The 23,308-nt window shown below is 60.4% G+C and carries 23 protein-coding genes; 10 read left to right on the forward strand and 13 right to left on the reverse strand.

Translation table 11 applies throughout. The annotated features are described in order from the left end of the window. Positions 1-6 precede the first annotated feature (6 nt). From J4D25_RS08505 to J4D25_RS08530, 6 genes are all read right to left on the reverse strand, one after another. Positions 7-288 carry a phage holin family protein gene (locus J4D25_RS08505; RefSeq protein WP_057716062.1) on the reverse strand — a complete coding sequence of 94 codons (282 nt, stop codon included), beginning with the start codon at positions 286-288 and terminating at the stop codon, positions 7-9. Beyond that, positions 285-644 carry a putative holin gene (locus J4D25_RS08510; RefSeq protein ID WP_057716063.1) on the reverse strand — a complete coding sequence of 120 codons (360 nt, stop codon included), beginning with the start codon at positions 642-644 and terminating at the stop codon, positions 285-287. Before J4D25_RS08510 ends, J4D25_RS08505 begins: the two co-directional genes overlap by 4 nt. Then, positions 631-933, reverse strand: coding sequence for a helix-turn-helix domain-containing protein (locus J4D25_RS08515; protein WP_057716064.1), 303 nt, complete (start codon positions 931-933; stop codon positions 631-633). Before J4D25_RS08515 ends, J4D25_RS08510 begins: the two co-directional genes overlap by 14 nt. A 131-nt stretch (positions 934-1,064) precedes the next feature. Beyond that, positions 1,065-1,682: a TPM domain-containing protein gene (locus tag J4D25_RS08520; protein ID WP_057716065.1), complete on the reverse strand. Its 618-nt coding sequence runs from the start codon at positions 1,680-1,682 to the stop codon at positions 1,065-1,067. Positions 1,683-1,710: 28 nt separating this feature from the next. Further along, the gene (locus J4D25_RS08525; protein WP_057716066.1) at positions 1,711-2,466 is read right to left on the reverse strand and encodes a YgcG family protein; all 756 of its coding nucleotides are present in this window, start codon (positions 2,464-2,466) and stop codon (positions 1,711-1,713) included. Between the two features lie 37 nt (positions 2,467-2,503). Further along, complete coding sequence (locus J4D25_RS08530; RefSeq protein ID WP_057716067.1) at positions 2,504-3,109, reverse strand: LemA family protein; 606 nt, start codon at positions 3,107-3,109, stop codon at positions 2,504-2,506. A 263-nt stretch (positions 3,110-3,372) separates the two neighbouring features. Here J4D25_RS08530 and bglX point away from each other — a divergent pair, with 263 nt between their 5' ends. Further along, on the forward strand, positions 3,373-5,664 hold the full coding sequence (gene bglX / locus J4D25_RS08535; protein WP_057716068.1) for a beta-glucosidase BglX: 2,292 nt from the start codon (positions 3,373-3,375) through the stop codon (positions 5,662-5,664). A 139-nt stretch (positions 5,665-5,803) separates the two neighbouring features. On the opposite strand, the gene J4D25_RS08540 is transcribed toward bglX, so the two are convergent. The 5 genes from J4D25_RS08540 to J4D25_RS08560 all read right to left on the reverse strand — a co-directional run bounded on the left by J4D25_RS08540 (position 5,804) and on the right by J4D25_RS08560 (position 10,273). Further along, positions 5,804-6,961 carry a phosphatidylserine/phosphatidylglycerophosphate/cardiolipin synthase family protein gene (locus tag J4D25_RS08540; protein ID WP_057716069.1) on the reverse strand — a complete coding sequence of 386 codons (1,158 nt, stop codon included), beginning with the start codon at positions 6,959-6,961 and terminating at the stop codon, positions 5,804-5,806. A 1-nt stretch (position 6,962) separates the two neighbouring features. Further along, positions 6,963-7,553 (reverse strand): YceI family protein, encoded by a 591-nt coding sequence (locus tag J4D25_RS08545; RefSeq protein WP_057716070.1) that lies wholly within the window; start codon positions 7,551-7,553, stop codon positions 6,963-6,965. 271 nt (positions 7,554-7,824) lie between these two features. Further along, entirely contained in the window at positions 7,825-8,148 is a 324-nt protein-coding gene (locus J4D25_RS08550; protein WP_057716071.1) for a hypothetical protein, read from the reverse strand. Beyond that, a complete protein-coding gene (locus tag J4D25_RS08555) occupies positions 8,145-9,239 on the reverse strand; it encodes a serine hydrolase (RefSeq protein WP_057716072.1) in 1,095 nt (364 codons plus the stop codon). The genes J4D25_RS08550 and J4D25_RS08555 overlap by 4 nt, the downstream gene beginning before the upstream one ends. A 155-nt stretch (positions 9,240-9,394) precedes the next feature. Next, positions 9,395-10,273 (reverse strand): acyl-CoA dehydrogenase family protein, encoded by an 879-nt coding sequence (locus J4D25_RS08560; protein ID WP_057716073.1) that lies wholly within the window; start codon positions 10,271-10,273, stop codon positions 9,395-9,397. A gap of 155 nt (positions 10,274-10,428) precedes the next feature. Between J4D25_RS08560 and olsB the strand changes: the two genes are divergently transcribed. Then, complete coding sequence (gene olsB / locus J4D25_RS08565; RefSeq protein WP_057716074.1) at positions 10,429-11,184, forward strand: L-ornithine N(alpha)-acyltransferase; 756 nt, start codon at positions 10,429-10,431, stop codon at positions 11,182-11,184. Then, positions 11,184-11,975 (forward strand): 1-acyl-sn-glycerol-3-phosphate acyltransferase, encoded by a 792-nt coding sequence (locus J4D25_RS08570; protein WP_057716075.1) that lies wholly within the window; start codon positions 11,184-11,186, stop codon positions 11,973-11,975. The genes olsB and J4D25_RS08570 overlap by 1 nt, the downstream gene beginning before the upstream one ends. Positions 11,976-12,098: 123 nt before the next feature. On the opposite strand, the gene J4D25_RS08575 is transcribed toward J4D25_RS08570, so the two are convergent. Continuing rightward, positions 12,099-12,677 (reverse strand): ACP phosphodiesterase, encoded by a 579-nt coding sequence (locus J4D25_RS08575; RefSeq protein ID WP_057716076.1) that lies wholly within the window; start codon positions 12,675-12,677, stop codon positions 12,099-12,101. Between the two features lie 170 nt (positions 12,678-12,847). On the opposite strand from J4D25_RS08575, the gene J4D25_RS08580 reads away from it, so the two are divergent. The 4 genes from J4D25_RS08580 to J4D25_RS08595 all read left to right on the forward strand — a co-directional run bounded on the left by J4D25_RS08580 (position 12,848) and on the right by J4D25_RS08595 (position 16,221). Continuing rightward, positions 12,848-13,150: a helix-turn-helix transcriptional regulator gene (locus J4D25_RS08580; RefSeq protein ID WP_008019443.1), complete on the forward strand. Its 303-nt coding sequence runs from the start codon at positions 12,848-12,850 to the stop codon at positions 13,148-13,150. A 34-nt stretch (positions 13,151-13,184) separates the two neighbouring features. After that, entirely contained in the window at positions 13,185-14,354 is a 1,170-nt protein-coding gene (locus tag J4D25_RS08585) for an MFS transporter (protein ID WP_057716077.1), read from the forward strand. Positions 14,355-14,375: 21 nt separating this feature from the next. Continuing rightward, positions 14,376-15,425 (forward strand): alkene reductase, encoded by a 1,050-nt coding sequence (locus J4D25_RS08590; protein ID WP_057716078.1) that lies wholly within the window; start codon positions 14,376-14,378, stop codon positions 15,423-15,425. A gap of 262 nt (positions 15,426-15,687) precedes the next feature. After that, on the forward strand, positions 15,688-16,221 hold the full coding sequence (locus J4D25_RS08595; RefSeq protein WP_057716079.1) for a hypothetical protein: 534 nt from the start codon (positions 15,688-15,690) through the stop codon (positions 16,219-16,221). 307 nt (positions 16,222-16,528) lie between these two features. Here the strand turns inward: J4D25_RS08595 and emhR are convergent, their stop codons facing one another. Beyond that, positions 16,529-17,161 (reverse strand): efflux system transcriptional repressor EmhR, encoded by a 633-nt coding sequence (gene emhR, locus J4D25_RS08600; protein ID WP_057716080.1) that lies wholly within the window; start codon positions 17,159-17,161, stop codon positions 16,529-16,531. 278 nt (positions 17,162-17,439) lie between these two features. Here emhR and emhA point away from each other — a divergent pair, with 278 nt between their 5' ends. From emhA to emhC, 3 genes are read left to right on the forward strand one after another with little or no spacing between them, the layout of a single operon-like run. Continuing rightward, positions 17,440-18,597, forward strand: coding sequence for an efflux RND transporter periplasmic adaptor subunit EmhA (gene emhA, locus J4D25_RS08605; protein WP_057716081.1), 1,158 nt, complete (start codon positions 17,440-17,442; stop codon positions 18,595-18,597). A 3-nt stretch (positions 18,598-18,600) separates the two neighbouring features. Then, positions 18,601-21,762, forward strand: coding sequence for an efflux RND transporter permease subunit EmhB (gene emhB, locus J4D25_RS08610; protein WP_057716082.1), 3,162 nt, complete (start codon positions 18,601-18,603; stop codon positions 21,760-21,762). After that, positions 21,762-23,222, forward strand: a complete 1,461-nt coding sequence (emhC, locus tag J4D25_RS08615) for an efflux RND transporter outer membrane subunit EmhC (RefSeq protein ID WP_057716083.1) — start codon at positions 21,762-21,764, stop codon at positions 23,220-23,222. Before emhB ends, emhC begins: the two co-directional genes overlap by 1 nt. Positions 23,223-23,308 lie beyond the last annotated feature (86 nt).

Consider the following 23,308-nt stretch of genomic DNA (forward strand, 5'->3'; position numbering starts at 1 on the left):
GACGTTTCAATGCTTGAAGGCATGCCACAAAACAATAATGTTGCCACTACTGCGAACAATCATTACGCATGAAAAAACACTCACCACTGCATGCCATGGGCTCACCGGCAGGAATGTCAGCAATACATCGATGCCGGCAAGGCAGAACACTGCGCCAAGCAAGCTGATCAATATCCTGTCGCACCAGTGGTAACGTTGTTCGTCGCGCTGGTAACACGCCAGCCTCAACGCACTGACCAGGTGAGCCACGCCCGCCACCCACACCAGAGCCGCCATCTCAAAGGTCATTGCCCTCGCCCTCTGAGATGACGAAGGATGTCACCGAGGCCCGCGCCATCGATCCACTGCATGAGCTTGATGCTGATGGGAATGACCAGCAACGCGCACAGAAAGGCCGTCACACCGGCTGTCAGAAAAGGCGCCAGTGGCTGGGCGACCGGGACAAACAGGTAACCGACACCCGCCGACAACAGCCAGGAACCGATGCGTTGCCAAGCCTTGAAGTTGCCGCGAGTGGTCGTGACCAACCACGCGCCAAGCGTCGCGCCGAACAGGGCTTCTCCATCGATAGCCGGCAACGTCGCAATACCCAACCCCACCATGAGCCCGCTGATACTGTTATAGGTCGAATCAGTCAGGCTCATGGGTATCTCGCGACTGCAATGGCTCAACAGTGATGGCTCCCGACTTCAGCGCCTTGAACACGGCAGCGTTGCGAGATCTGACGGCGAACTTGCGGCGGATATTGGAAAAGTGGAAGTTGATGGTGGATTCCGAGCAACTCTGAATCCTGGCGATCTCCCAGGACGTCTTGCCTTTAAGGCACCACTCCAGGGCTTGTGTCTCTTTCGTTGTCAGTTGCACCAGCGGAGTAAGCATTGCGCTACCGGGTGCATCCTCCACCAAGGTCTCCAGCGTTTGTTGCGTTTTCATAAGAACTCCCTCTACACAGAACGCCCATCGCAGGGCGTGCACCATGAGAGAGATGTTGAAGACAAGCTCCCCGCCGGACAACGTTCGGGAACTGTGTCGCGGCGCATTACAAAAGCAGATGAAGCCCTGGCTTAACCCAGCACCACCAGACGATTCGGCAGCTCGTTGCGCACATGGGTCACCGGCACATGTACCTTGAGCAACTCGCCACAGGCCTCGACGCAACTGACAAAGCCCTGCAGCGTCTGCCCCTGTTTCACCTGCTGGGTGAACGTCGCGACGATCGCATCCCAGTTCTTGTTGTCCAGGCGACTGGAAATCCCTTCATCCACCAGGATCTCCACGTAACGCTCGGCCTCGGAAACGAAAATCAGCATGCCGGTGCTGCCCTCGGTGTGGTGCAGGTTCTGCTCCAGGAACTGCCGGCGCGCCAGGTTCGAGGCACGCCAGTGGCGCACCGAGCGCGGGATCAGATGGGTGGTGACTTTCGGCAGGCGGAACACCAGGCACAGCACGATGAAGATGGCCCACTGCACCATCAGCAGGCTGTGCATGGTCAGCCAGCCGGTGAGGTAATGCACGATGCCCGGCACCAGCAGCGCCAGCAGGCTGGCCCACAGTAACGGGATGTACGCATAGTCGTCGGCGCGGGCTGCGAGTACTGTCACCAGTTCTGCGTCTGTCTCGCGCTCGACCCGGGCAATGGCCTCGGCCACCTTGCGTTGTTCGTGTTCCGTCAGTAATGCCATGTCGTGAAGTGCCTGCTCGTTTTTATTATCACCAGCCGCCGGACGAACCGCCCCCGCCGAAACTGCCCCCGCCGCCGCTGAAGCCTCCCCCTCCACCGCCGCCGCCAAATCCACCACCGCCAAAGCCGCCCCCGGATCCACCGGAGCCGCCCCGGCCAGCGGGAAGAATACCGAGCATCTGGCACACAAAAACAGTCAGGATGAATAACATCACAAAAAACACGAACAATCCGGGATGCCGCGCGATGAAATCGTCCCCCGGATCGCCTCTGGATTCATACGCCGTGGAGGGTTCGTCCAGGGGGTTGCCGCCCAGCACCACCAGCATCGCCGCCACGCCGTCACTGATGCCTTTACTGAAATTGCCGGTCTTGAATGACGGGGTGATGACCTGGTTGATGATCACCGAACTCTGGGCATCGGTCAGGCGATCCTCCAGGCCGTATCCGACTTCGATACGCAGCCGGCGCTCGTCCCGGGCGATGATCAGCAAGGCGCCGTTGTTCTTGTCCTTCTGCCCGATGCCCCAGTGGCGGCCGAGTTGGTAACCGAAGTCGGCGATGTCGGTACCTTGCAAGTCCGGCAACGTCACTACCACAAGCTGCTCGCCGGTGGCTTGCTCATGGGCCTGAAGCTGTTGGCTGAGCTGCTGGCGCACCGATGGCTCGATCATCTGCGCAGTGTCGACCACCCGCCCGGTCAGCGCCGGAAAGCTCAGCTCGGCGCGGGCAGCGATCGCCACCACCCACAACAACAGCAACAGGCCTGTTTTCAGGACGCGCATTGGCAACCTCTTGCGTGGTGACGCCGATTAGCGCAGTTCAGAATTTGACCTCGGGGGTCTTTTCCGAACCCGGTGTGGCTTCGAAGGTCTCGCGCACCGGCAGGTCGCTGTACATCACGGTGTGCCACAGGCGACCGGGGAACGTGCGGATCTCGGTGTTGTATTTCTGCACTGCGAGGATGAAATCGCGCCGGGCCACGCTGATGCGGTTCTCGGTGCCTTCAAGCTGCGATTGCAGGGCGAGGAAGTTCTGGTTGGCCTTGAGGTCCGGATAACGTTCGGAGACCACCATCAAGCGACTCAAGGCGCCGCTGAGCTGGTCCTGGGCCTGTTGGTACTGCTTGAGCTTTTCCGGGTTGTCGAGGGTCGAGGCATCCACCTGGATCGACGTGGCCTTGGCCCGGGCTTCGATGACGGCGGTCAGGGTTTCCTTCTCGTGGGCCGCATAGCCCTTGACGGTTTCCACCAGGTTGGGAATGAGGTCGGCGCGCCGCTGATACTGGTTCTGCACCTGGCCCCAGGCGGCCTTGGCCTGTTCATCGAGAGTCGGGATGTTGTTGATGCCGCAGGCGGTCAGCAACGTAGCCAGCATCAGAAGCGTGACGACCTGCAAACGCGAGCGGTAGGTTGGACTTACATTCATCAGGATGATGCTCCCTTGTGCATTTCATGAAAAAACCGACCGTGAAACCTTCTGGGCCGGCTCTTGGGGCATAATCGCCCGCGCCTCTGGATTGCAACGGGCCGATGGGCTAAAAAGAGGCCCTGCGCGAAAACGCATCCGCCATCTGGCTGTGGTTTTTTGGCTCTGGTCTTTTGAGCCGGTACCCGAACAACAATAGACGCTCCCTAAATTTTGGCTGGCCGGCGTGTACATCGCCGTTTGGGCCCTTGAGAAAACTATTCATGAAGAAGCTGTGTTTGCTGGGCCTGTTCGTCAGCCTGGCCAGTCATAACGTATTGGCCGCCACGACGCCCGCACCCCTGGAGAACAAGGAAGCCTTCGTCAGCAACCTGATGAAGCAAATGACCCTCGATGAAAAAATCGGTCAGCTGCGCCTGATCAGCATCGGCCCGGAAATGCCGCGCGAAATGATCCGCAAGGAAATCGCGGCAGGCAACATCGGCGGTACGTTCAACTCGATCACCCGCCCGGAAAACCGGCCGATGCAGGACGCAGCCATGCGCAGCCGCCTGAAGATCCCGATGTTCTTCGCCTACGACGTGATCCACGGCCACCGCACCATTTTCCCGATCCCGCTGGCCCTGGCCTCGAGCTGGGACATGGACGCCATCGGCCTGTCCGGGCGCATTGCCGCCAAGGAAGCCGCGGCTGACAGCCTCGACATCACCTTCGCACCGATGGTCGACATTTCCCGCGACCCACGCTGGGGCCGTACTTCCGAAGGCTTCGGTGAAGACACTTACCTGGTGTCGCGCATTGCCGGCGTGATGGTCAAGGCGTTCCAGGGTACTGGCGCGAATGCAGCCGACAGCATCATGGCCAGCGTCAAGCACTTTGCCTTGTACGGCGCGGTCGAGGGTGGCCGCGACTACAACGTGGTCGATATGAGCCCGGTCAAGATGTACCAGGACTACCTGCCACCGTACCGCGCCGCCATCGATGCCGGCGCCGGCGGGGTCATGGTCGCGCTGAACTCGATCAACGGCGTGCCGGCCACCGCCAACACCTGGCTGATGAACGACCTGCTGCGCAAGGAGTGGGGCTTCAAGGGCCTGGCCGTCAGCGACCACGGGGCGATTTTCGAGCTGATCAAGCACGGTGTTGCCGCCGACGGTCGCGAAGCGGCGAAGCTGGCAATCAAGGCTGGCATCCACATGAGCATGAACGACACCCTGTACGGCAAAGAGCTGCCAGGGCTGCTGAAGTCCGGCGAGATCCAGCAGAGCGACATCGACAACGCCGTGCGTGCGGTACTGGGCGCCAAGTACGACATGGGCCTGTTCAAGGACCCGTACCTGCGCATCGGCAAGGCCGAGGATGATCCGGTCGACACCTACGCCGACAGCCGCCTGCACCGCGCCGAGGCCCGTGATGTGGCACGCCGCAGCCAGGTGCTGCTGAAAAACCGGAATGACACCCTGCCACTGAAGAAGACCGCGAAAATCGCCCTGGTCGGTCCGCTGGCCAAGGCGCCCATCGACATGATGGGCAGCTGGGCCGCCGCCGGTCGCCCTGCTCAATCGGTGACCCTGTTCGATGGCATGACCAACGCCCTGGGAGACAAATCGACACTGATCTACGCCCGTGGTGCCAACATCACCAGCGACCCGAAAATCCTCGGTTACCTGAACTTCCTCAACTTCGATGCCCCGGAAGTGGTGGACGACCCGCGCCCGGCGAACGTGCTGATCGACGAAGCGGTGAAAGCGGCCAAGGATGCTGATGTGGTGGTTGCCGCCGTCGGTGAATCCCGTGGCATGTCCCACGAATCATCGAGCCGCACCGACCTGAACATCCCGGAAAACCAGCGCGAACTGATCCGGGCCCTGAAAGCCACCGGCAAACCGCTGGTACTGGTGTTGATGAATGGCCGTCCACTGACGATCCTCGAAGAGAAGGAACAGGCCGACGCGATCCTGGAAACCTGGTTCAGCGGCACCGAGGGCGGCAACGCCATCGCCGACGTGCTGTTCGGCGACTACAACCCGTCGGGCAAACTGCCGATCAGCATCCCGCGTTCGGTAGGCCAGATTCCGACCTACTACAACCACCTGACCATTGGCCGGCCGTTCACTCCGGGCAAACCGGGCAACTACACCTCGCAGTACTTCGATGACACCACGGGCCCCCTGTACCCGTTCGGCTATGGCCTGAGCTACACCGAGTTCAGCCTGAGCGACATGGCGCTGTCGTCGACCACGCTGAACAAGACCGGCAAGCTCGACGCCAGTGTCACGGTGAAAAACACCGGCAAGCGCGACGGCGAAACCGTGGTGCAGCTGTACATCCAGGACGAGACCGGCTCGATGATCCGCCCGATCAAGGAACTGAAGAACTTCCAGAAAGTGATGATCAAGGCCGGCGAACAGAAAGTCGTGCACTTCACCATCACTGAGGACGACCTGAAGTTCTACAACACCCAGCTCAAGTACGCGGCGGAACCGGGCAAGTTCAACGTGCAGATCGGCCTGGATTCAGAGGACGTGACGCAGCAGAGTTTTGAGTTGCTGTAATTAATCAAACACCGCAAAACCCTGTGGGAGCGAGCTTGCTCGCGATAGCGGACTGACAGTCGACAGAGATGTTGAATGTTAAGCCCTCATCGCGAGCAAGCTCGCTCCCACAGTGGTTTCAGTGTTCAGAAAACTGGGGTCAACCCCGCCGATTCAGCAGGTTCACCACCACCCGATCCACCCATCCCCACACCCGTTGCTTGACCCGCCGCCACAGTGGCCGGCGCTTCCATTCCTCCAGGCTGACTTGCTCACTCAACCCGAAATCCCGTTCGAAACTCGCCGCCACCGACCGGGTCAGTCCGGGGTCCAGGGCTTCCAGGTTGGCTTCCAGGTTGAAGCGCAGATTCCAGTGATCGAAGTTGCACGAACCGATGCTCACCCAGTCGTCGACCAGGACCATTTTCAGGTGCAGGAAACACGGCTGGTACTCGTAGATTTTCACCCCGGCCCTGAGCAGTCGCGGGTAGTAGCGATGCCCGGCATAACGCACGGATGGGTGATCGGTACGGGGGCCGGTCAGCAGCAAGCGCACATCGACGCCCCGGGCAGCCGCCCGGCGCAGGGAGCGGCGGACTTTCCAGGTCGGCAAAAAGTACGGCGTGGCCAGCCAGATCCGTCGCTGACCACTGTTCAGGGCACGCACCAGCGATTGCAGAATGTCCCGGTGTTGACGGGCGTCGGCATAGGCCACCCGGCCCATGCCCTCGCCTATGGACGGCACCCTTGGCAGGCGCGGCAGACCGAAATGCGAAGCCGGTCGCCAGGCACGTCGATGGCGGTTGGCAATCCACTGACGATCGAATAGCAGCTGCCAATCGAGTACCAGCGGGCCGGTGATTTCCACCATCACTTCGTGCCATTCGCTGGCGTCTTCCCCCGGAGTCCAGAATTCATCGGTGACACCGGTGCCGCCGACCACGGCCAGGCTCTGGTCCACCAATAACAGCTTGCGGTGATCGCGGTAGAAGTTGCCGACCCAACGTCGCCAGCTCAGACGATTGTAAAAACGCAGCTCCACGCCAGCGGACATCAGCCGCTGACGCAAGGCCAGGGTGAAAGCGAGGCTGCCGTAATCATCGAACAGACAGCGCACCCGTACACCGCGCTCGGCGGCCTGCACCAATGCCTGGACCATGGCTTCGGCGCAGGCACCCGCCTCCACCAGATACAGTTCCAGCTCAACCTGCTCTTCAGCCCGGGCAATCGCCACCAGCATGCGCGGAAAAAACTGCGGACCGTCGATCAGCAGTTCGAAGTGGTTGCCTTCACGCCACGGAAAAATCGCTCCGGCCATGTCAGCGCGCCGTGAAAATCAGTACCGCACCCACCGGTACGGAAAGACTGATAGCTGATAAACCGGCCAGTTTGCGCAACGTTTCCAGGCCGGGAGCCAAATCGAAATCCTCAGCGTTGATCACCAGCGGTTCGAGGGTCACCACCTGGAAGCGCCGGTCATCGAGTCGGGTCGCCAACAGTTCGGCCTGGTATTCGTGTTGTTTGCCGTGCAGGTCGACCATCAGCGGCAGGCGCAACTCCAACTGCGCGCCGGGAGCGAGGTCGTTGATCGGGCGCAGATCTATTTTCGTGGTGATCAGGGCGTCGGGGAACCGGTCGATCTGGAACAGTTCCTTGCGCATGCGCTCATCGCGCAACGGGATGCCGCTGTTGATCGACTCCAGCTCGACTTCCACCTGCGCCAGCCCCTCGGGGTCGACCTTGCCGTGCAGCACCAGGAAGCGCTGCACTTCGGAAACATTGGCATTCTTGGTGCTGACAAATGACAGGCGCGAAGACTCGCCATCGAGGTACCAGTCGGCGCGGGCCGACAACGCGGCACCGGCCAGCAGCAGGAAAGTGAGGGTTTGGAAGGTGGAGCGCTTGAACATAGAGACTCGTGGGGCAGATAAACCTGTGCTGAACCTTAACTGGCTTGTCACAGGTTGCAAACTTTCTGTTGCTCTTTGAACACATTCCCTGTGGCAAGTGAGATTTTGTGGCGAAGGGGCTTGCCCCCGTTGCGCTGCGAAGCAGTGCTGAAGTCTACAACCAAGTAAGCCTGACGGACCGGGGAGGCTGGCTTTGCGTCTGCTTCGCAGCCGAACGGGGGCAAGCCCCCTCGCCACAAAACCTCACCACCACCCAAAGCACATACCCCGCTCAAGGCTGCAAACGACAACCCTGGCGCTCGCCGATCCACACCGCGCTGTTGCTGCGGCCCATGCCACTGACCGAGACACGCTTGCCGGCCGGGTCATCGGTAAAGCCGCTGGCGGGCAGCCACTGTTTCACATAACCGTGGCAGTACTCGGCATCGTTGTTCATCACGTAGCGGCACGAACAATATTCCTTGGCGGTGTAGGCGCTGATGATGTCGGGGAACGCCCACAGCGCCACCCGCTCGTGCCAGATCCAGCCGAGCAAGGCGATCAGCAGGATCAACAACAGGGAACTGAGCGGTCGACGGCGAATGAAACCGCTCATGGCTGCACCTTCCCGGCAAAGGCCTTGAGCGCGAGCTGGAGCAATTGGTTGTGCCGGTAAGTGCCGTCGCGGTCATCGCCGTAGCGGACGATCACCAGCTGTTCACTGGGGATCACGTACATCGCCTGGCCCCAATGCCCCAGCGCGGCGAAGGTGTCGGCGGGAGCATCGGGCCAGGGTCGTGCCGCGCCCTCAACGGCTCGATTGAGCCACCACTGGCCGCCGGGGACGGCCTCGTCTTGATCGGCGTGATAGTGAGCGAACGGCTCGCGGTTGAACGCCACCCAGTCCCTGGGCAGCAGTTGCCTGTCTGCCCAGCGCCCCTCGCGGGCCATCAACAGACCGACCCGGGCCAGGTCCCGTGCAGTGAGATAGGCATAGGACGAAGCAACGAAAGTGCCCGTGGCATCGGTTTCCCACACGGCTTGGCGGATGCCCAGCGGCTCGAACAGCGCAGTCCACGGATAGTCCGGATAGCGGCCGGGGCCGACGATGGTTTTCAGCGCGGCGGACAACAGGTTGCTGTCACCGCTGGAGTAGCGAAACGCCTGACCCGGCGCCGCGTACTCGGCATGGGCCGCGGTGAACGCAGCCATGTCGTGGTGACCGCGGGTGTAGAGCATGGCCACTACCGAAGACTTCAGCGGTGCATATTCGTAGTCTTCCTGCCAGTCCAGGCCCGAGGCCCAGTGCAGCAGGTCGGCCATGGTCAGGTCGGGGTATTTTTTCAGGGGCGGATAAAACTTCGCCACAGGGTCGCCGAGTTTGAACAAGCCTTCGCCGTAAGCCACACCGAGGACCGCGGCCATCAGGCTCTTGCTGATCGACCAGGTCAGGTGCGGCGTCTCGGCCGTCGTCGGGCCGGCGTAGCGTTCGTAGATCAACTGGCCGTCGCGGATCACCAGCAAGGCATCGGTGCGAATGCCCTGGCGAGTGGTGTCATCGCGGGATGGGAAGGCATAGGCCTCCAGGGCTTGAAGCGCCGGGCCAGCGGGCGTCGGCGCGGTCGGCCATTGCTCGGCGGGCCAGCTTTCAGCCTGGGTCGTGAGGCTGAGCAACAGCAGGAAAATCAGGGACAGGCCTTTGGGCATGACGGGGGCTCGAAGATTGAACCTGCTGAGCCTAGTCGAGGTTGATGACAGTTCAGGAATTCATGCTGCCAATCAGGCCGCCATCGCGAGCAAGCTCGCTCCCACAGGGGAATGCATTCCAAATGTAGGAGCGAGCCTGCTCGCGATGAGGCCCATCAATACGCCGCCAATGCCTTCGCCAACCGCTTGCCCCGCGCCCCTGCCGCCAAATCCATCACCGCCTGATCCCGCTGCCACATCGCCGCCCACTCTTGAGGCCCTCCGGCCAGCGCCTCATTCACCTCGGCCTTGAGCCCTTCGAACTGCGCAAACAACCCGCCAAGCAACACATGCCCGGCCGGATGGGTGGGTGGCTGGCGGCTGGTTTCCGCGCACCCCGCCAGCAACCCCAGCAATCGCAATTGCAAGCCTTGCGGCCAATCGCATTCCTGGCCGACGCCATACAACCACGCTGTCATGGCGCTCAGCACATAGATGTCTTCCAACGTTCGGAACGGTTTGACGTAAGCGTCCCAACCATCCCCTGCGAGCAACTCGCACAGCGCGTTATCCAGAAACAACCGGCCATGGCTGATGTCCGGCATCAACGGGAGCGGCGCCAGCTTTTCCACCCGCACACCCGGCTCATCGCGATAGATCACCGCCAGGCTCAAGCGTGGATCGGCGCCGGGCTCCTCGCTGCGCGCCGCCACCAGCAGCCAGTCGGCGGCATTGCCGGCGGTGACGAAATCCTTGCGTCCGCTCAGGCGCAAATCGCTCAGTCGGGTTTGCATATCGGCCGGGCGCAGGCTGCGCTGCTCGGTGGCGCACAACGCGCCCAGGCTCAGTGGCGCGCTCGGCCAGAGCATGCGCAAGGCCGCCTGATACCCCACCAGAAACGCTTGCCCCGGTGTCGCCATCAACCGCCCGCCAAGCACCGCCAATTCAAATGGAGTGACCGTTCCCAACTGCTGCAACAAGGTCGCGAAACCTTCCGCCAGATCCGGGTTGGCGGGCAAGCGATCACGGCGGTTCAACAGGGTTTGCCAGGGCATAAGAGTCTCCTCGAAGGCTGTCATATAAGCATCACCAAAGCTTAATGGCGATGACACCGGGGCTACATAGCCTGACTTTGCACAACACGGCTAGACAAAGAAAGTCGATTCGCTGTAGCCCAAAGACGGGTGAGCAGCCCGCACGGAGATTCGCCATGACTCAGATCGCCCGCATCAGCGACACCGGCAACGAACGCCGCCTGCAAGCCGAACGCCTGCTGGGCGCCGAGGCGTTGCAGGAAGCCCAGGCCTTGCGCTTCAATGTGTTCAGCGGCGAATTCAACGCCAAACTCAAGGGCGCTGAACTGGGTCTGGACATGGATGACTACGACGTTCACTGCGCCCACATCGGCGTGCGTGACTTGAATACCGGTCGCCTGGTGGCAACCACCCGTTTACTCGACCACACGGCTGCCAGCAGCCTGGGCAAATTCTACAGCGAAGAAGAATTCAGCCTCCACGGTCTGGTGCACCTGCAAGGCCCGATCCTGGAAATCGGTCGCACCTGTGTCGACCCGGCCTACCGCAATGGCGGCACCATCGCCGTGCTCTGGGGCGAGCTGGCCGAAGTCCTGAACCAGGGCGGCTACAGCTACCTGATGGGTTGTGCGAGCATTCCGATGCAGGATGGCGGCGTGCAGGCCCACGCGATCATGCAACGTCTGCGCGAACGCTACCTGTGCACCGAACATCTGCGCGCCGAGCCGAAAAACCCGCTGCCGAGCCTCGACATCCCGTCGAACGTGATCGCCGAAATGCCACCGCTGCTCAAGGCCTACATGCGCCTGGGCGCGAAGATCTGCGGCGAGCCATGCTGGGACGAAGACTTCCAGGTCGCCGACGTGTTCATCCTGCTCAAGCGCGACGAACTCTGCCCGCGTTACGCCAAACACTTCAAGGCGGCTGTGTAATGGGCCGGTTGCGGGTGTACGCGCGAATCGCGCGAGTGCTGATGGTGGTGACGCTGGGCTTGGGCATGGCCAGTGTGTTCGGGCTGTTCGAGCGCTTGGGCATGGCCCATTCGATGGCGCGCCGGCAACGCTGGTCGCGGTTTTTCATGGCCCGCCTGAGCAATGCCCTGCCCTTCGACGTGACCGTCCACGGCGAGCTGCCGAAGGCACCGATGCTCTGGGTCAGCAACCACGTGTCCTGGACCGACATCCCGCTGCTGGGCATGCTCACGCCGCTGTCGTTCCTGTCCAAGGCCGAAGTGCGCACCTGGCCGGTAGCCGGCTGGCTGGCGGCCAAAGCCGGCAGCCTGTTTATCCGCCGTGGCTCGGGTGACAGCCAGTTGATCCGCAAGCAGATGACCCGTCACCTGGAACAGGCACACCCGCTGCTGATGTTCCCCGAAGGCACCACTACCGATGGCCGTTCGCTACGTACTTTTCACGGCCGCCTGCTGTCCGCCGCCATCGATTCAGAAGTGGCAATGCAGCCGGTGGCGATTCGTTATGTGCGTGACGGCGAGACTTGCGCGCTGGCGCCGTTCATTGGCGACGATGACTTGCTGTCGCATCTGATGCGGTTGTTCGCCAATGACCGTGGCGGGGTGGAGATTCATCTGCTCAAGCCAATCGCTTGCGAAGGCCGGGAACGCGCGGCACTGGCGTTCGAGGCGCAGCAGGCGGTGCAGAAGGTGTTGTTTGGTGAAATTGTCGAACCGCAACGAGCACCGATGCGCCCTGCCATTGCGGCGTGACGCGATCTTTTATTCACCGAAGTACCCTGTGGGAGCGAGCTTGCTCGCGATAGCGGTGGGTCATTCAGCATCATCGTTGAATGTTAATCCGCAATCGCGAGCAAGCTCGCTCCCACAGGGGGTTTATGGTGTTGGATAGTTCCGGGCAAAATCCTGAAGCTGCGGATAGAACAACCTGAAGTCCTCGCTCAACGGTTCATACAACCGCCGCAATTCCTGCATCGCCGCCGCCAGTTCTTCCGGCCGGGTCAGGCGTCGCGAGATCCCGCGCAACACCTGCTCCAGCACTTCGAATTCCTGATACGAACCCAGCCAGTCATTGGCCACCATGTGCGGCGCAATCTTCGCCAGCCGCTCCGGCAATTGCCGTTCGCTGGACAGCACCCGATAAACGTCCGAAGTGAACAACGCCAGGGGCCGGTCGGCATACAGCGTCCAGTCCCGGGCCAGGCAATGGTCGAAAAACACATCGAGCACGATACCCGCGTAGCGACGACGGGTCAGGGAGAAACGCGACAACGCGACGTCCACCAGCGGATGGCGGTCGGTGAACACATCGATGCTGCGGTGCAACTGGATAGCCCCCTCGATGTCCGGAGCGAACTGCCCTTGCAGGCGTCCCTTGACGAAATCGCCATACAGACTGCCGAGCAATTGGCCGGGACGCTGGCCACCGAGGTGAAGATGTGCGAGATAGTTCATGGGCGCAGCTTAGCACTGCCCCCTTGTCTTGTTACACTCAACATATCGTTATAACTCGATATACCGAAATGTGAGTTGGTCAGAGCCAAATCATATTTGTATATCGCGAAATACCGATTTAAAGTTCGCCTCATCGCGATATAGCGTTTTAAACATCACGAGCCCACATCATGACCATCAATCTCGACGAAATAATAAAAGCCCTGGCACACCCAGTACGGCGAGACATCCTGCACTGGCTCAAGGACCCGACCGTCGAATTTCCCGACCAGTCCCACAGTAACGAGCACGGCGTTTGCGCCGGGCAGATCGATCAACGTTGCGGCCTGTCGCAGTCCACGGTGTCCGCACACCTGGCGACCCTGCAACGCGCCGGCCTGATCAGCAGCCGCAAAGTCGGCCAGTGGCATTTTTTCAAACGCAACGAGGAAACCATCCAGGAATTCCTCAAAACCTTCAGTAAAGAGCTCTGACCCTTAACGTCAGTCGGCCGACAAGGAATTAAACATGCCCCTCTCGCTACTCATCCTGGCCTTGAGCGCCTTCGCCATCGGCACCACCGAGTTCGTCATCATGGGCCTGCTGCCCAACGTGGCGGCTGACCTCGGTGTCTCGATTCCCGGTGCCGGCTGGCTGGTGACCGGTTACGCCCTGGGCGTGGCCATCGGCGCGCCGTTCATGGCGCTGGCCACCGCCAGACTGCCGCGCAAGGCAGCCCTGGTGGCGTTGATGGGCATCTTCATTGTCGGCAACCTGCTTTGCGCAGTGGCCGGCGACTACAACGTGCTGATGTTCGCCCGTGTGGTCACCGCTCTGTGCCATGGCGCCTTCTTTGGTATCGGTTCAGTGGTAGCCGCCGGCCTGGTGCCTGCGAACAAACGCGCTTCGGCCGTGGCCCTGATGTTCACCGGCCTGACCCTGGCCAACGTCCTCGGCGTACCGCTGGGCACCGCACTCGGTCAGGAAGCCGGCTGGCGTTCGACCTTCTGGGCCGTGACCGTGATCGGTGTGATCGCGCTGATCGGCTTGATCCGCTTCCTGCCGGCCAAGCGTGATGAAGAGAAACTCGACATGCGCGCCGAACTGGCCGCACTCAAGGGCGGTGGCATCTGGCTGTCCCTGAGCATGACCGCGCTGTTCGCCGCCTCGGTGTTCACCCTGTTCACCTACGTCGCCCCGCTGCTCGGCGAAGTCACCGGCGTTTCGCCCCGTGGCGTGACCTGGACCCTGATGCTCATCGGCCTGGGCCTGACGGTCGGCAACATCATCGGCGGCAAGCTGGCCGACAAAGGCATGGCCGCGACGTTGATCGGTGTGTTCGTCACCATGGCCGTGGTGTCCACCGTGCTGACCTGGACCAGCGTCGCGCTGATCCCTACCGAAATCACCCTGTTCCTCTGGGCCACCGCGTGCTTCGCCGCCGTACCGGCGCTGCAAGTGAACGTGGTGACCTTCGGCAAGGCCGCACCGAACCTGGTGTCGACCCTGAACATCGGCGCTTTCAACATCGGCAATGCCTTGGGTGCCTGGGTCGGCGGCAGTGTGATCGCCCACGGTTTCGGCCTGACCAGCGTCCCCCTCGCCGCAGCGGCCCTGGCGGTACTCGCCCTGCTGGTGACCCTGATTACTTTCCGTCAGGGCGGCAATCCCGACCTGGCCCCAGCTACTTCTAACTGATCTCCAAAAGAGAGCCACTAAATGACGACTATTTTCGATCCGATCAAACTGGGCGACCTCGAGTTGGCCAACCGCATCATCATGGCGCCACTGACCCGCTGCCGCGCCGACGAAGGCCGCGTGCCCAACGCGCTGATGGCCGAGTACTACGTGCAACGCGCCACCGCCGGCCTGATCCTCAGCGAGGCCACTTCGGTGACCCCAATGGGCGTCGGCTACCCGGACACCCCGGGCATCTGGTCCAACGATCAGGTGCGTGGCTGGTCCAACGTGACCAAGGCTATCCATGGCGCGGGCGGCAAGATCTTCCTGCAACTGTGGCATGTGGGTCGCATATCCCACGGTTTGTACCTGAACGATGAAGCCCCGGTCGCCCCGAGTGCCATCCAGCCCAAGGGCCACGTCAGCCTGGTTCGTCCGCTGGCCGACTTCCCTGTACCGCGTGCCCTGGAAACCGCTGAAATCGCCGACATCGTCGACGCTTACCGCGTCGGTGCCGAGAACGCCAAGGCCGCCGGCTTCGACGGTGTGGAAATCCATGCCGCCAACGGTTACCTGCTCGACCAGTTCCTGCAAAGCAGCACCAACCAGCGCACCGATAACTACGGCGGCTCCCTGGAAAACCGTGCCCGCCTGCTGCTGGAAGTGACCGACGCCGCCATCGAAACCTGGGGCGCCGGCCGCGTGGGTGTGCACCTGTCGCCACGCGCCGACCTGCATGACATGGGCGACGACAACCTGGCTGAAACGTTCACCTATGTCGCTCGCGAACTGGGCAAGCGTGGCATTGCCTTCATCTGCTCGCGGGAGAAAGAAGGTGCCGACAGCCTTGGCGCACAACTCAAGGAAGCCTTCGGCGGCCCATACATTGCCAACGAGCGTTTCACCAAGGACAGCGCCAACGCGTTGCTCGCCAGTGGCCAGGCCGATGCAGTCGCCTTCGGTGTACCTTTCATTGCCAACCCTGACCTGCCGGCACGCTTGCAGGCTGACGCACCGTTGAACGAAGCGCGTCCGGAACTGTTCTACGCCAAGGGCCCGGTCGGTTACATCGACTATCCAACCTTGTAGGCCTGCGAAAAACTCGAATAGCCCGGCGTTTTGGACGTCGGGTTTTTTTTGCTTTAAACAAGCCAAAACCCGCTTGTCATACTTAAATCTCTGACAACTTACCTGCCATCTAAATTTGCATCACACCTGCACGTACCCCAATACAAAATTACAATTAAAACCCAGACAAACCCAACAGAACAATCTAATACTTCACAACGCTTCGCTACAACATTTCGAGCGCCACGGAAAGCCTTTTCAATAACTTTAAAGGATTAACAGCATGAACAACAATGGCCCGATAAACGTGCCTCGCATCATTGCACGCACAGAATATGAACCTGATGATTCCAGCATTTTTTCTGCTTCAGCCAGTAAATTCCCCAATCAATACACCATAATGACCATTAACATTTCCAACAACACCGATGGCCCGATCCGGCTCTTGAAAGCAGGCTGGGATTTGACCGGAACCTCGCTATCAGCTTTCGAAATCGAAGCGAACGATGAGCAAACCCTCGATCTTCCTTACCTTCGGGACTTCTCAAGTAATGGAATGTATTACAACAAAAGAAAGTTCGCCCCGATCCTGCAACAGTTCTCGTACATTACCGAAGATGGATTAATATTCACGCTAGCTATTCAGCTGACAGTTTCAGTGGTTTTCGGCGTCCTGCATCCGAACCTGAAACCAAATTGGTCAAAAACAATAACGCGATCCGGCAACAGCAACAGCTCATATAAGGTCACTGCCGACATCACGAAAAAGAATAAAGAGGCGCCCTTCAGTTTTAGCGTCGACTTGATAGTCGGTTGATACTGATCAGATAGAAAAGACGCCGGTGAAAAAACGTATCAAATCAGCTTGCTGATGCATTTTCTTCGCCACATTCCAGGCCCCGGCTCGCAAAACCGGGGTTCTTTTTAGCAGTAGTGGAATCCGCACGAGGTTCACTCCCCATGCAAGCTCGACACAAAATTCCTACAAATTATGTAGCCTGGTAGCTGTCAACCTGGCACATGTCCGTATATAAAAGCCCCCATTGCAAAAAAGGCACGCGAAGTAAAATGATCCTCGGTGACTTCAACGGTTGACTTGCAGGGAGCCAATTTATCATTTTGTTTCATTTGCACAGGCTGGGGCTAAAGCGCAACAGATCCAGCCCGGTATCGACCCAACGCTCGGCTTCGGCGTGCAATTCAAAGCTGTCGGGGGCCAGCAGCCACTGGTACAGGATGCCATCAATATAAGCATGCAAGCTGATCGCCGCGCGGGCGGTGTCGAGGTTTTCCGGCAACTGACCGCGATTCACTGCATTACTCAGGGCCAGGCCGATCCGCACATTGCATTCGAGGCTGGCTGACACCCGTTGTTGGCGCAGGTCGCACATTTCATCGGTGAATTCGCACTTATGAAAAAGAATCTCATTGATGCGTCGGGTTTTCGGGTCCAGCGCAATTTGATGAAACAAATGAATCAGCAACTTTCGCATGCAGCCCAGAGGATCGAGTTCGTCTTCGCTTTCGCTGGCCTTGGCCATTTCTTCCAGCGGCTCATGCAGAGTGTCGAGCATGGCCTGCACCAGATCGGCCTTGTTGCTGAAATGCCAGTAGATGGCCCCTCGAGTGACGCCGGCCAGGGTCGCGATGTCCGCCAGGGTCGTGCGTGCCACGCCTCGCTCGAAAAAGGCCTTTTCGGCCGCCACGAGAATTTGCGCGCGGGTTTCCTGAGCTTCCTCTTTGGTACGACGGACCATGGCAGTACAACCTCAATCAGGGTGCTTCAGCGATGCCTGAACATCAGCTGAATAAAAGTGGGGGCGAACGTTCTGGGGGTTCGTCCCCGGCCTACAATTCCAACCTTTCAACGGCTTGTGTAGCGGCTTGTGTAACGGCGTTGATACGCAGCCTGGGTATTTACAAACAGCCATGTACGTAAGTATATTCCTTAGCAAGCTACTTATCCACTCGGCAAACATTTTTCAACCTTCCACCTTTCTAGTGCGCACCTTGCGTGCCTGACCCGAGGATTTTCATGCAATTCAAGCCAGCTGTTACCGCTCTGGTCGCCGCCGTCGCCCTGGCATCGCTGCTCAGCGGATGCAAAAAGGAAGAGGCAGCACCGGCCGCCCCACCGCCTCAGGTCGGCGTCGTGACTCTGCAACCTCAAGCTTTCACCCTGACGTCCGATCTGCCAGGCCGTACCAGTGCATTCCGCATTGCCGAAGTCCGTCCTCAGGTCAACGGCATCATTCTCAAGCGCCTGTTCAAGGAAGGCAGTGACGTCAAGGCCGGCCAGCAGCTGTACCAGATCGATCCGTCGGTCTATGAAGCGACGCTGAAAAGCGCTGAAGCCAACCTGCGCTCGACCAAGTCGATTTCCGACCGCTACCAGCAACTGGTCAACGAACAAGCCGTAAGCCGTCAGGAATACGACACCGCCGTGGCCAACCGCCTGCAATCGGAAGCCGCGCTGCAAACCGCGCAGATCAACGTGCGCTACACCAAGGTCTATGCCCCGCTGACCGGCCGCATCGGCCGCTCCTCGGTGACCGAAGGCGCGCTGGTGAGCAATGCCCAGGCCGATGCGATGGCGGTGATTCAGCAAATCGACCCGATCTACGTCGACGTGACGCAGTCCTCGGTCGAGCTGCTGCAACTGCGCCGTGAGCTGGAAAGCGGTCGCCTGCAGAAAGCCGGCGACAACACGGCTTCGGTCAAGCTGACCCTCGAAGACGGCAGCGACTACAAGCTGGACGGCAAGCTGGAGTTCTCCGAAATCTCGGTTGACCAGACCACCGGTTCCGTCACCCTGCGCGCCATTTTCCCGAACCCTGACCACACCCTTCTGCCAGGCATGTTCGTGCACGCCAAGTTGCTGGCCGGTGTGAACAGCGCGGCGATCCTGGCCCCGCAGCAAGGCGTGACCCGCGACCTCAAAGGTACGCCGACCGCACTGGTTGTCGGCCCGGACAACAAGGTCGAACTGCGTCAACTCAAGGCCAACCGCACCGTCGGTAACCAATGGCTGATCGAAGACGGCCTGAAGGCCGGCGATCGCCTGATCACCGAAGGTCTGCAATTCGTCAAACCTGGCATCGAAGTCAAGGCCAGTGAAGCGACCAACGTAGCCGTAAAGAACCCGGCCCCCGCCCAGGTAGCTGATAAAGCCTCTGGCGGCAAAGGGGAGTAAACCATGTCGAAATTTTTTATCGACCGTCCGATTTTCGCCTGGGTAATTGCCCTGGTGATCATGCTGGTCGGGGCACTATCGATCCTCAGACTGCCAATCAACCAGTACCCGAGCATTGCGCCTCCAGCGATCGCCATCTCCGTGGCCTACCCGGGTGCTTCGGCACAAACGGTTCAGGACACCGTGGTTCAGGTGATCGAGCAACAGCTCAACGGTATCGACAACCTGCGTTATGTCTCGTCGGAAAGTAACTCCGACGGCACCATGACCATTACCGCGACCTTCGAGCAAGGCACCAACTCCGACACCGCGCAGGTCCAGGTCCAGAACAAGCTGAACCTGGCCACCCCGCTGTTGCCGCAAGAAGTGCAACAGCAAGGTATCCGCGTCACCAAGGCGGTGAAGAACTTCCTGTTGGTGATCGGCGTGGTGTCGCGTGACGGCAGCATGACCAAGGACGACCTGTCCAACTACATCGTGTCGAACATGCAGGACCCGATCTCGCGGACCGCCGGTGTCGGCGACTTCCAGGTGTTCGGTTCCCAGTACGCCATGCGAATCTGGCTCGACCCGGCCAAGTTGAACAACTTCAACCTGACCCCGATCGACGTCAAGACCGCTATCGCCGCGCAAAACGTCCAGGTGTCGTCCGGCCAGCTCGGCGGCCTGCCTGCCCTGCCCGGCACCCAGTTGAACGCGACCATCATCGGCAAGACCCGCCTGCAGACCGCGGAAGAGTTCGAAAAGATCCTGCTCAAGGTCAACAAGGACGGTTCCCAGGTTCGCTTGAGGGATGTTGCCGAAGTCGGCCTGGGGGGTGAGAACTACAGCATCAACGCCCAGTTCAACGGTGCCCCGGCTTCCGGCCTGGCCGTGAAACTGGCCACCGGTGCCAACGCGCTCGATACCGCCAAGGCCCTGCGCGCGACCATCGACAGCCTCAAGCCGTTCTTCCCGCAAGGGATGGAAGTGGTGTTTCCGTATGACACCACTCCGGTCGTAACCGAATCGATCAAGGGCGTGGTTCACACCCTGGTCGAAGCGGTCGCCCTGGTGTTCCTGGTGATGTTCCTGTTCCTGCAGAACTTCCGCGCCACCATCATCACCACGATGACCGTGCCGGTGGTATTGCTCGGTACATTCGGCATCCTCGCGGCCGCCGGTTTCAGCATCAACACCCTGACCATGTTCGGCATGGTGCTGGCCATCGGCTTGCTGGTGGACGACGCCATCGTCGTGGTGGAAAACGTCGAACGGGTGATGAGCGAAGAAGGTCTGTCACCCAAGGAAGCCACCAAGAAGTCCATGGGCCAGATCCAGGGTGCACTGGTCGGTATCGCCCTGGTGTTGTCGGCGGTTCTGCTGCCGATGGCGTTCTTCAGCGGTTCCACCGGTGTGATCTACAAGCAGTTCTCGATCACCATCGTCTCGGCCATGGCCCTGTCGGTACTGGTCGCGCTGATCTTCACCCCGGCGCTTTGCGCCACCATGCTCAAGCCGATTCCCAAAGGCGAGCACGGCGTACCCAAGCGTGGTTTCTTTGGCTGGTTCAACCGCAATTTCGACCGTGGCGTTCGCAGCTACGAGCGCGGTGTCGGCAATATCCTGCAGCGCAAGATCCCGTATCTGCTGGCGTACCTGCTGATCGTGGTTGGCATGATCTGGCTGTTCACCCGCATTCCAACGGCGTTCCTGCCGGAAGAAGACCAGGGTGTACTGTTCGCCCAGGTGCAGACCCCGGCCGGTTCGACGTCCCAGCGCACCCAGGTGGTCGTGGACGAAATGCGTGAATTCCTGTTGCGACCTGGCAAGGATGGCGGCGAAGGCGATGCGGTGAACTCGGTGTTTACCGTGACCGGCTTCAACTTCGCCGGCCGTGGCCAGAGTTCGGGTATGGCGTTCATCATGCTCAGACCGTGGGACGAACGTAACGCCGACAACAATGTGTTCAAGGTGGCGGCCCGTGCCCAGCAGCACTTCTTCACCTTCCGCGATGCCATGGTGTTCGCCTTCGCGCCACCGGCGGTACTGGAACTGGGTAACGCCACCGGTTTCGACGTGTTCCTGCAGGACCGTGCCGGTATCGGCCACGAAAAACTGATGGAAGCGCGCAACCAGTTCCTCGGCATGGCCGCACAAAGCAAGATTCTGTCTCAGGTGCGTCCGAACGGCCTGAACGACGAACCGCAATACCAGCTGGAAATCGATGACGAGAAGGCCAGTGCCCTGGGCATTACCATCGCCGACATCAACAACACCCTGTCGATTGCCCTGGGCAGTAGCTACGTCAACGACTTCATCGACCGTGGTCGGGTGAAGAAGGTGTACGTGCAAGGCCAGCCAGGCGCTCGAATGGGCCCTGAAGACCTGCAGAAGTGGTACGTGCGCAACAGTACCGGCAACATGGTTCCGTTCTCGGCGTTCGCCAAGGGCGAGTGGATTTACGGTTCGCCGAAACTGGCCCGATACAACGGCGTGGAAGCGATGGAAATCCTCGGTGCCCCGGCGCCAGGCTATTCCACCGGTGAAGCCATGCTCGAAGTCGAGGCCATTGCCAAGAAACTGCCGGCGGGTGTCGGTATTTCCTGGACCGGCCTGTCGTACGAAGAGCGTCTGTCCGGTTCGCAAGCACCAGCGCTGTACGCCCTGTCGCTGCTGATGGTGTTCCTGTGTCTGGCGGCGTTGTATGAAAGCTGGTCGATTCCGATCGCGGTGATGTTGGTTGTACCGCTGGGGATCATCGGTGCGCTGATGGCCACCAGCCTGCGTGGTTTGTCCAACGACGTGTACTTCCAGGTAGGTTTGTTGACGACTATCGGTCTGGCGGCGAAAAACGCCATTCTGATTGTCGAATTTGCAAAGGAATTGCACGAACAAGGGCGTAGCCTGCGCGATGCAGCGATCGAAGCCTGCCGCATGCGTCTGCGACCGATCATCATGACCTCGCTCGCCTTCGTCCTCGGTGTGGTACCACTGGCGATATCCACCGGTGCGGGCTCCGGTAGCCAGCATGCAATCGGTACCGGCGTAATCGGCGGTATGATCACGGCCACTGTGCTGGCGATCTTCTGGGTCCCGCTGTTCTTCGTCACCGTGTCGTCCATTGGCCAGCGTAAAATCGCCGACCAGGATGACGCTATTGAAACTTCTAAAGAGGCTGGCTAATGAGCAAGTCGCTACTCTCCCTGGCAGTCGCCGCCTTCGTACTCGGTGGCTGCTCGCTGATACCTGACTATCAGCAGCCCGAAGCACCGGTGGCGGGCCAGTACCCGCAGGGCCCGGCGTACTCGCCGGCCCAGGCACCCGCGCAAGCGGCTGCCGAGCAGGGCTGGAAGCAGTTTTTCCATGACCCGGCGCTGCAACAGCTGATCCAGGTTGCCCTGGAAAACAACCGTGACCTGCGGGTCGCGGCCCTGAACATCGACGCGTTCGCGGCTCAATACCGCATCTCCCGTGCCGATCTGTTCCCGGCCGTCTCGGCCAATGGCAGCGGCAGCCGTCAGCGGCTTCCGGCTGATGCTTCCCAGACCGGCGAAGCCGGCATCAGCAGTTCCTACTCGGCAACTGTTGGCGTCAGCGCCTATGAACTCGACCTGTTCGGCCGGGTTCGCAGCCTGAACGAAGAAGCGTTGCAGAAGTACTTCGCCACTGAAGAGGGCCGCCGCAGCACGCAGATCAGCCTGGTGGCCAGCGTCGCCAATGCCTACCTGACCTGGCAGGCCGACAAGGAACTGTACAAGCTGACCCAGGACACCCTCGCCGCCTTCGAGGAGAGCTACAAGCTCACCGCCCGCAGCAACGAAGTGGGCGTCGCCTCGGCCCTGGACCTGGCACAGTCGCGCACCTCGGTGGAAAACGCCCGTGCGCAACTGGCCAAGTACACCCGTCAGGTCGCCCAGGACGAGAACAGCCTGGTGCTGCTGCTCGGCACCGGTGTCCCGGCCAACCTGCAAGCGGCCAAACCACTTGACGACGACCTGCTGAGCGACGTTCCACCCGGCCTGCCGTCGGACCTGCTGCATCGTCGTCCGGACATCCTTCAGGCCGAGTACAACCTGAAGGCCGCCAATGCCAACATCGGCGCGGCACGGGCTGCGTTCTTCCCGAGCATCAGCCTCACGGCCAATGCCGGCACCCTGAGCCCGGACCTGTCCGGTCTGTTCAAGGGTGGTTCGGGCACCTGGTTGTTCCAACCGCAGATCAACCTGCCGATCTTCAACGCCGGCGCCCTGAGCGCCAGCCTGGATTACTCGAAAATCCAGAAAGACATCGGTGTGGCGAACTACGAGAAGTCCATTCAAACGGCCTTCCAGGAAGTCGCCGACGGCCTGGCTGCCCGCCAGACCTACGTCCAGCAGTTGCAGGCACAGAAAGATTTCGTCAGTGCCAACCAGGACTACTACCGCCTGGCCGAGCGTCGCTACCGCATTGGTGTCGACAGCAACCTGACCTTCCTCGATGCCCAGCGTCAACTGTTCAGCGCGCAACAGGTACTGATCACCGACCGACTGGCGCAGCTGGTCAGCCAGGTGAACCTGTACAAGGCCCTGGGTGGTGGCTGGAACGAACAGACGGCGAAGAACGAGCCGTTGAAAGAAGAAGCGCCGAAGATGAAGTATTTCTGATAGCGCTGTAAAAACGAGAAGCCCACCGATTGGTGGGCTTTTTGTTGGCTGCGGGAAAAGGTGTGTTCTCAGTGATGGCCCCATCG

It is taken from the genome of Pseudomonas sp. GW456-L13, assembly GCF_017350115.1.
Lineage (GTDB): Bacteria > Pseudomonadota > Gammaproteobacteria > Pseudomonadales > Pseudomonadaceae > Aquipseudomonas > Aquipseudomonas jessenii.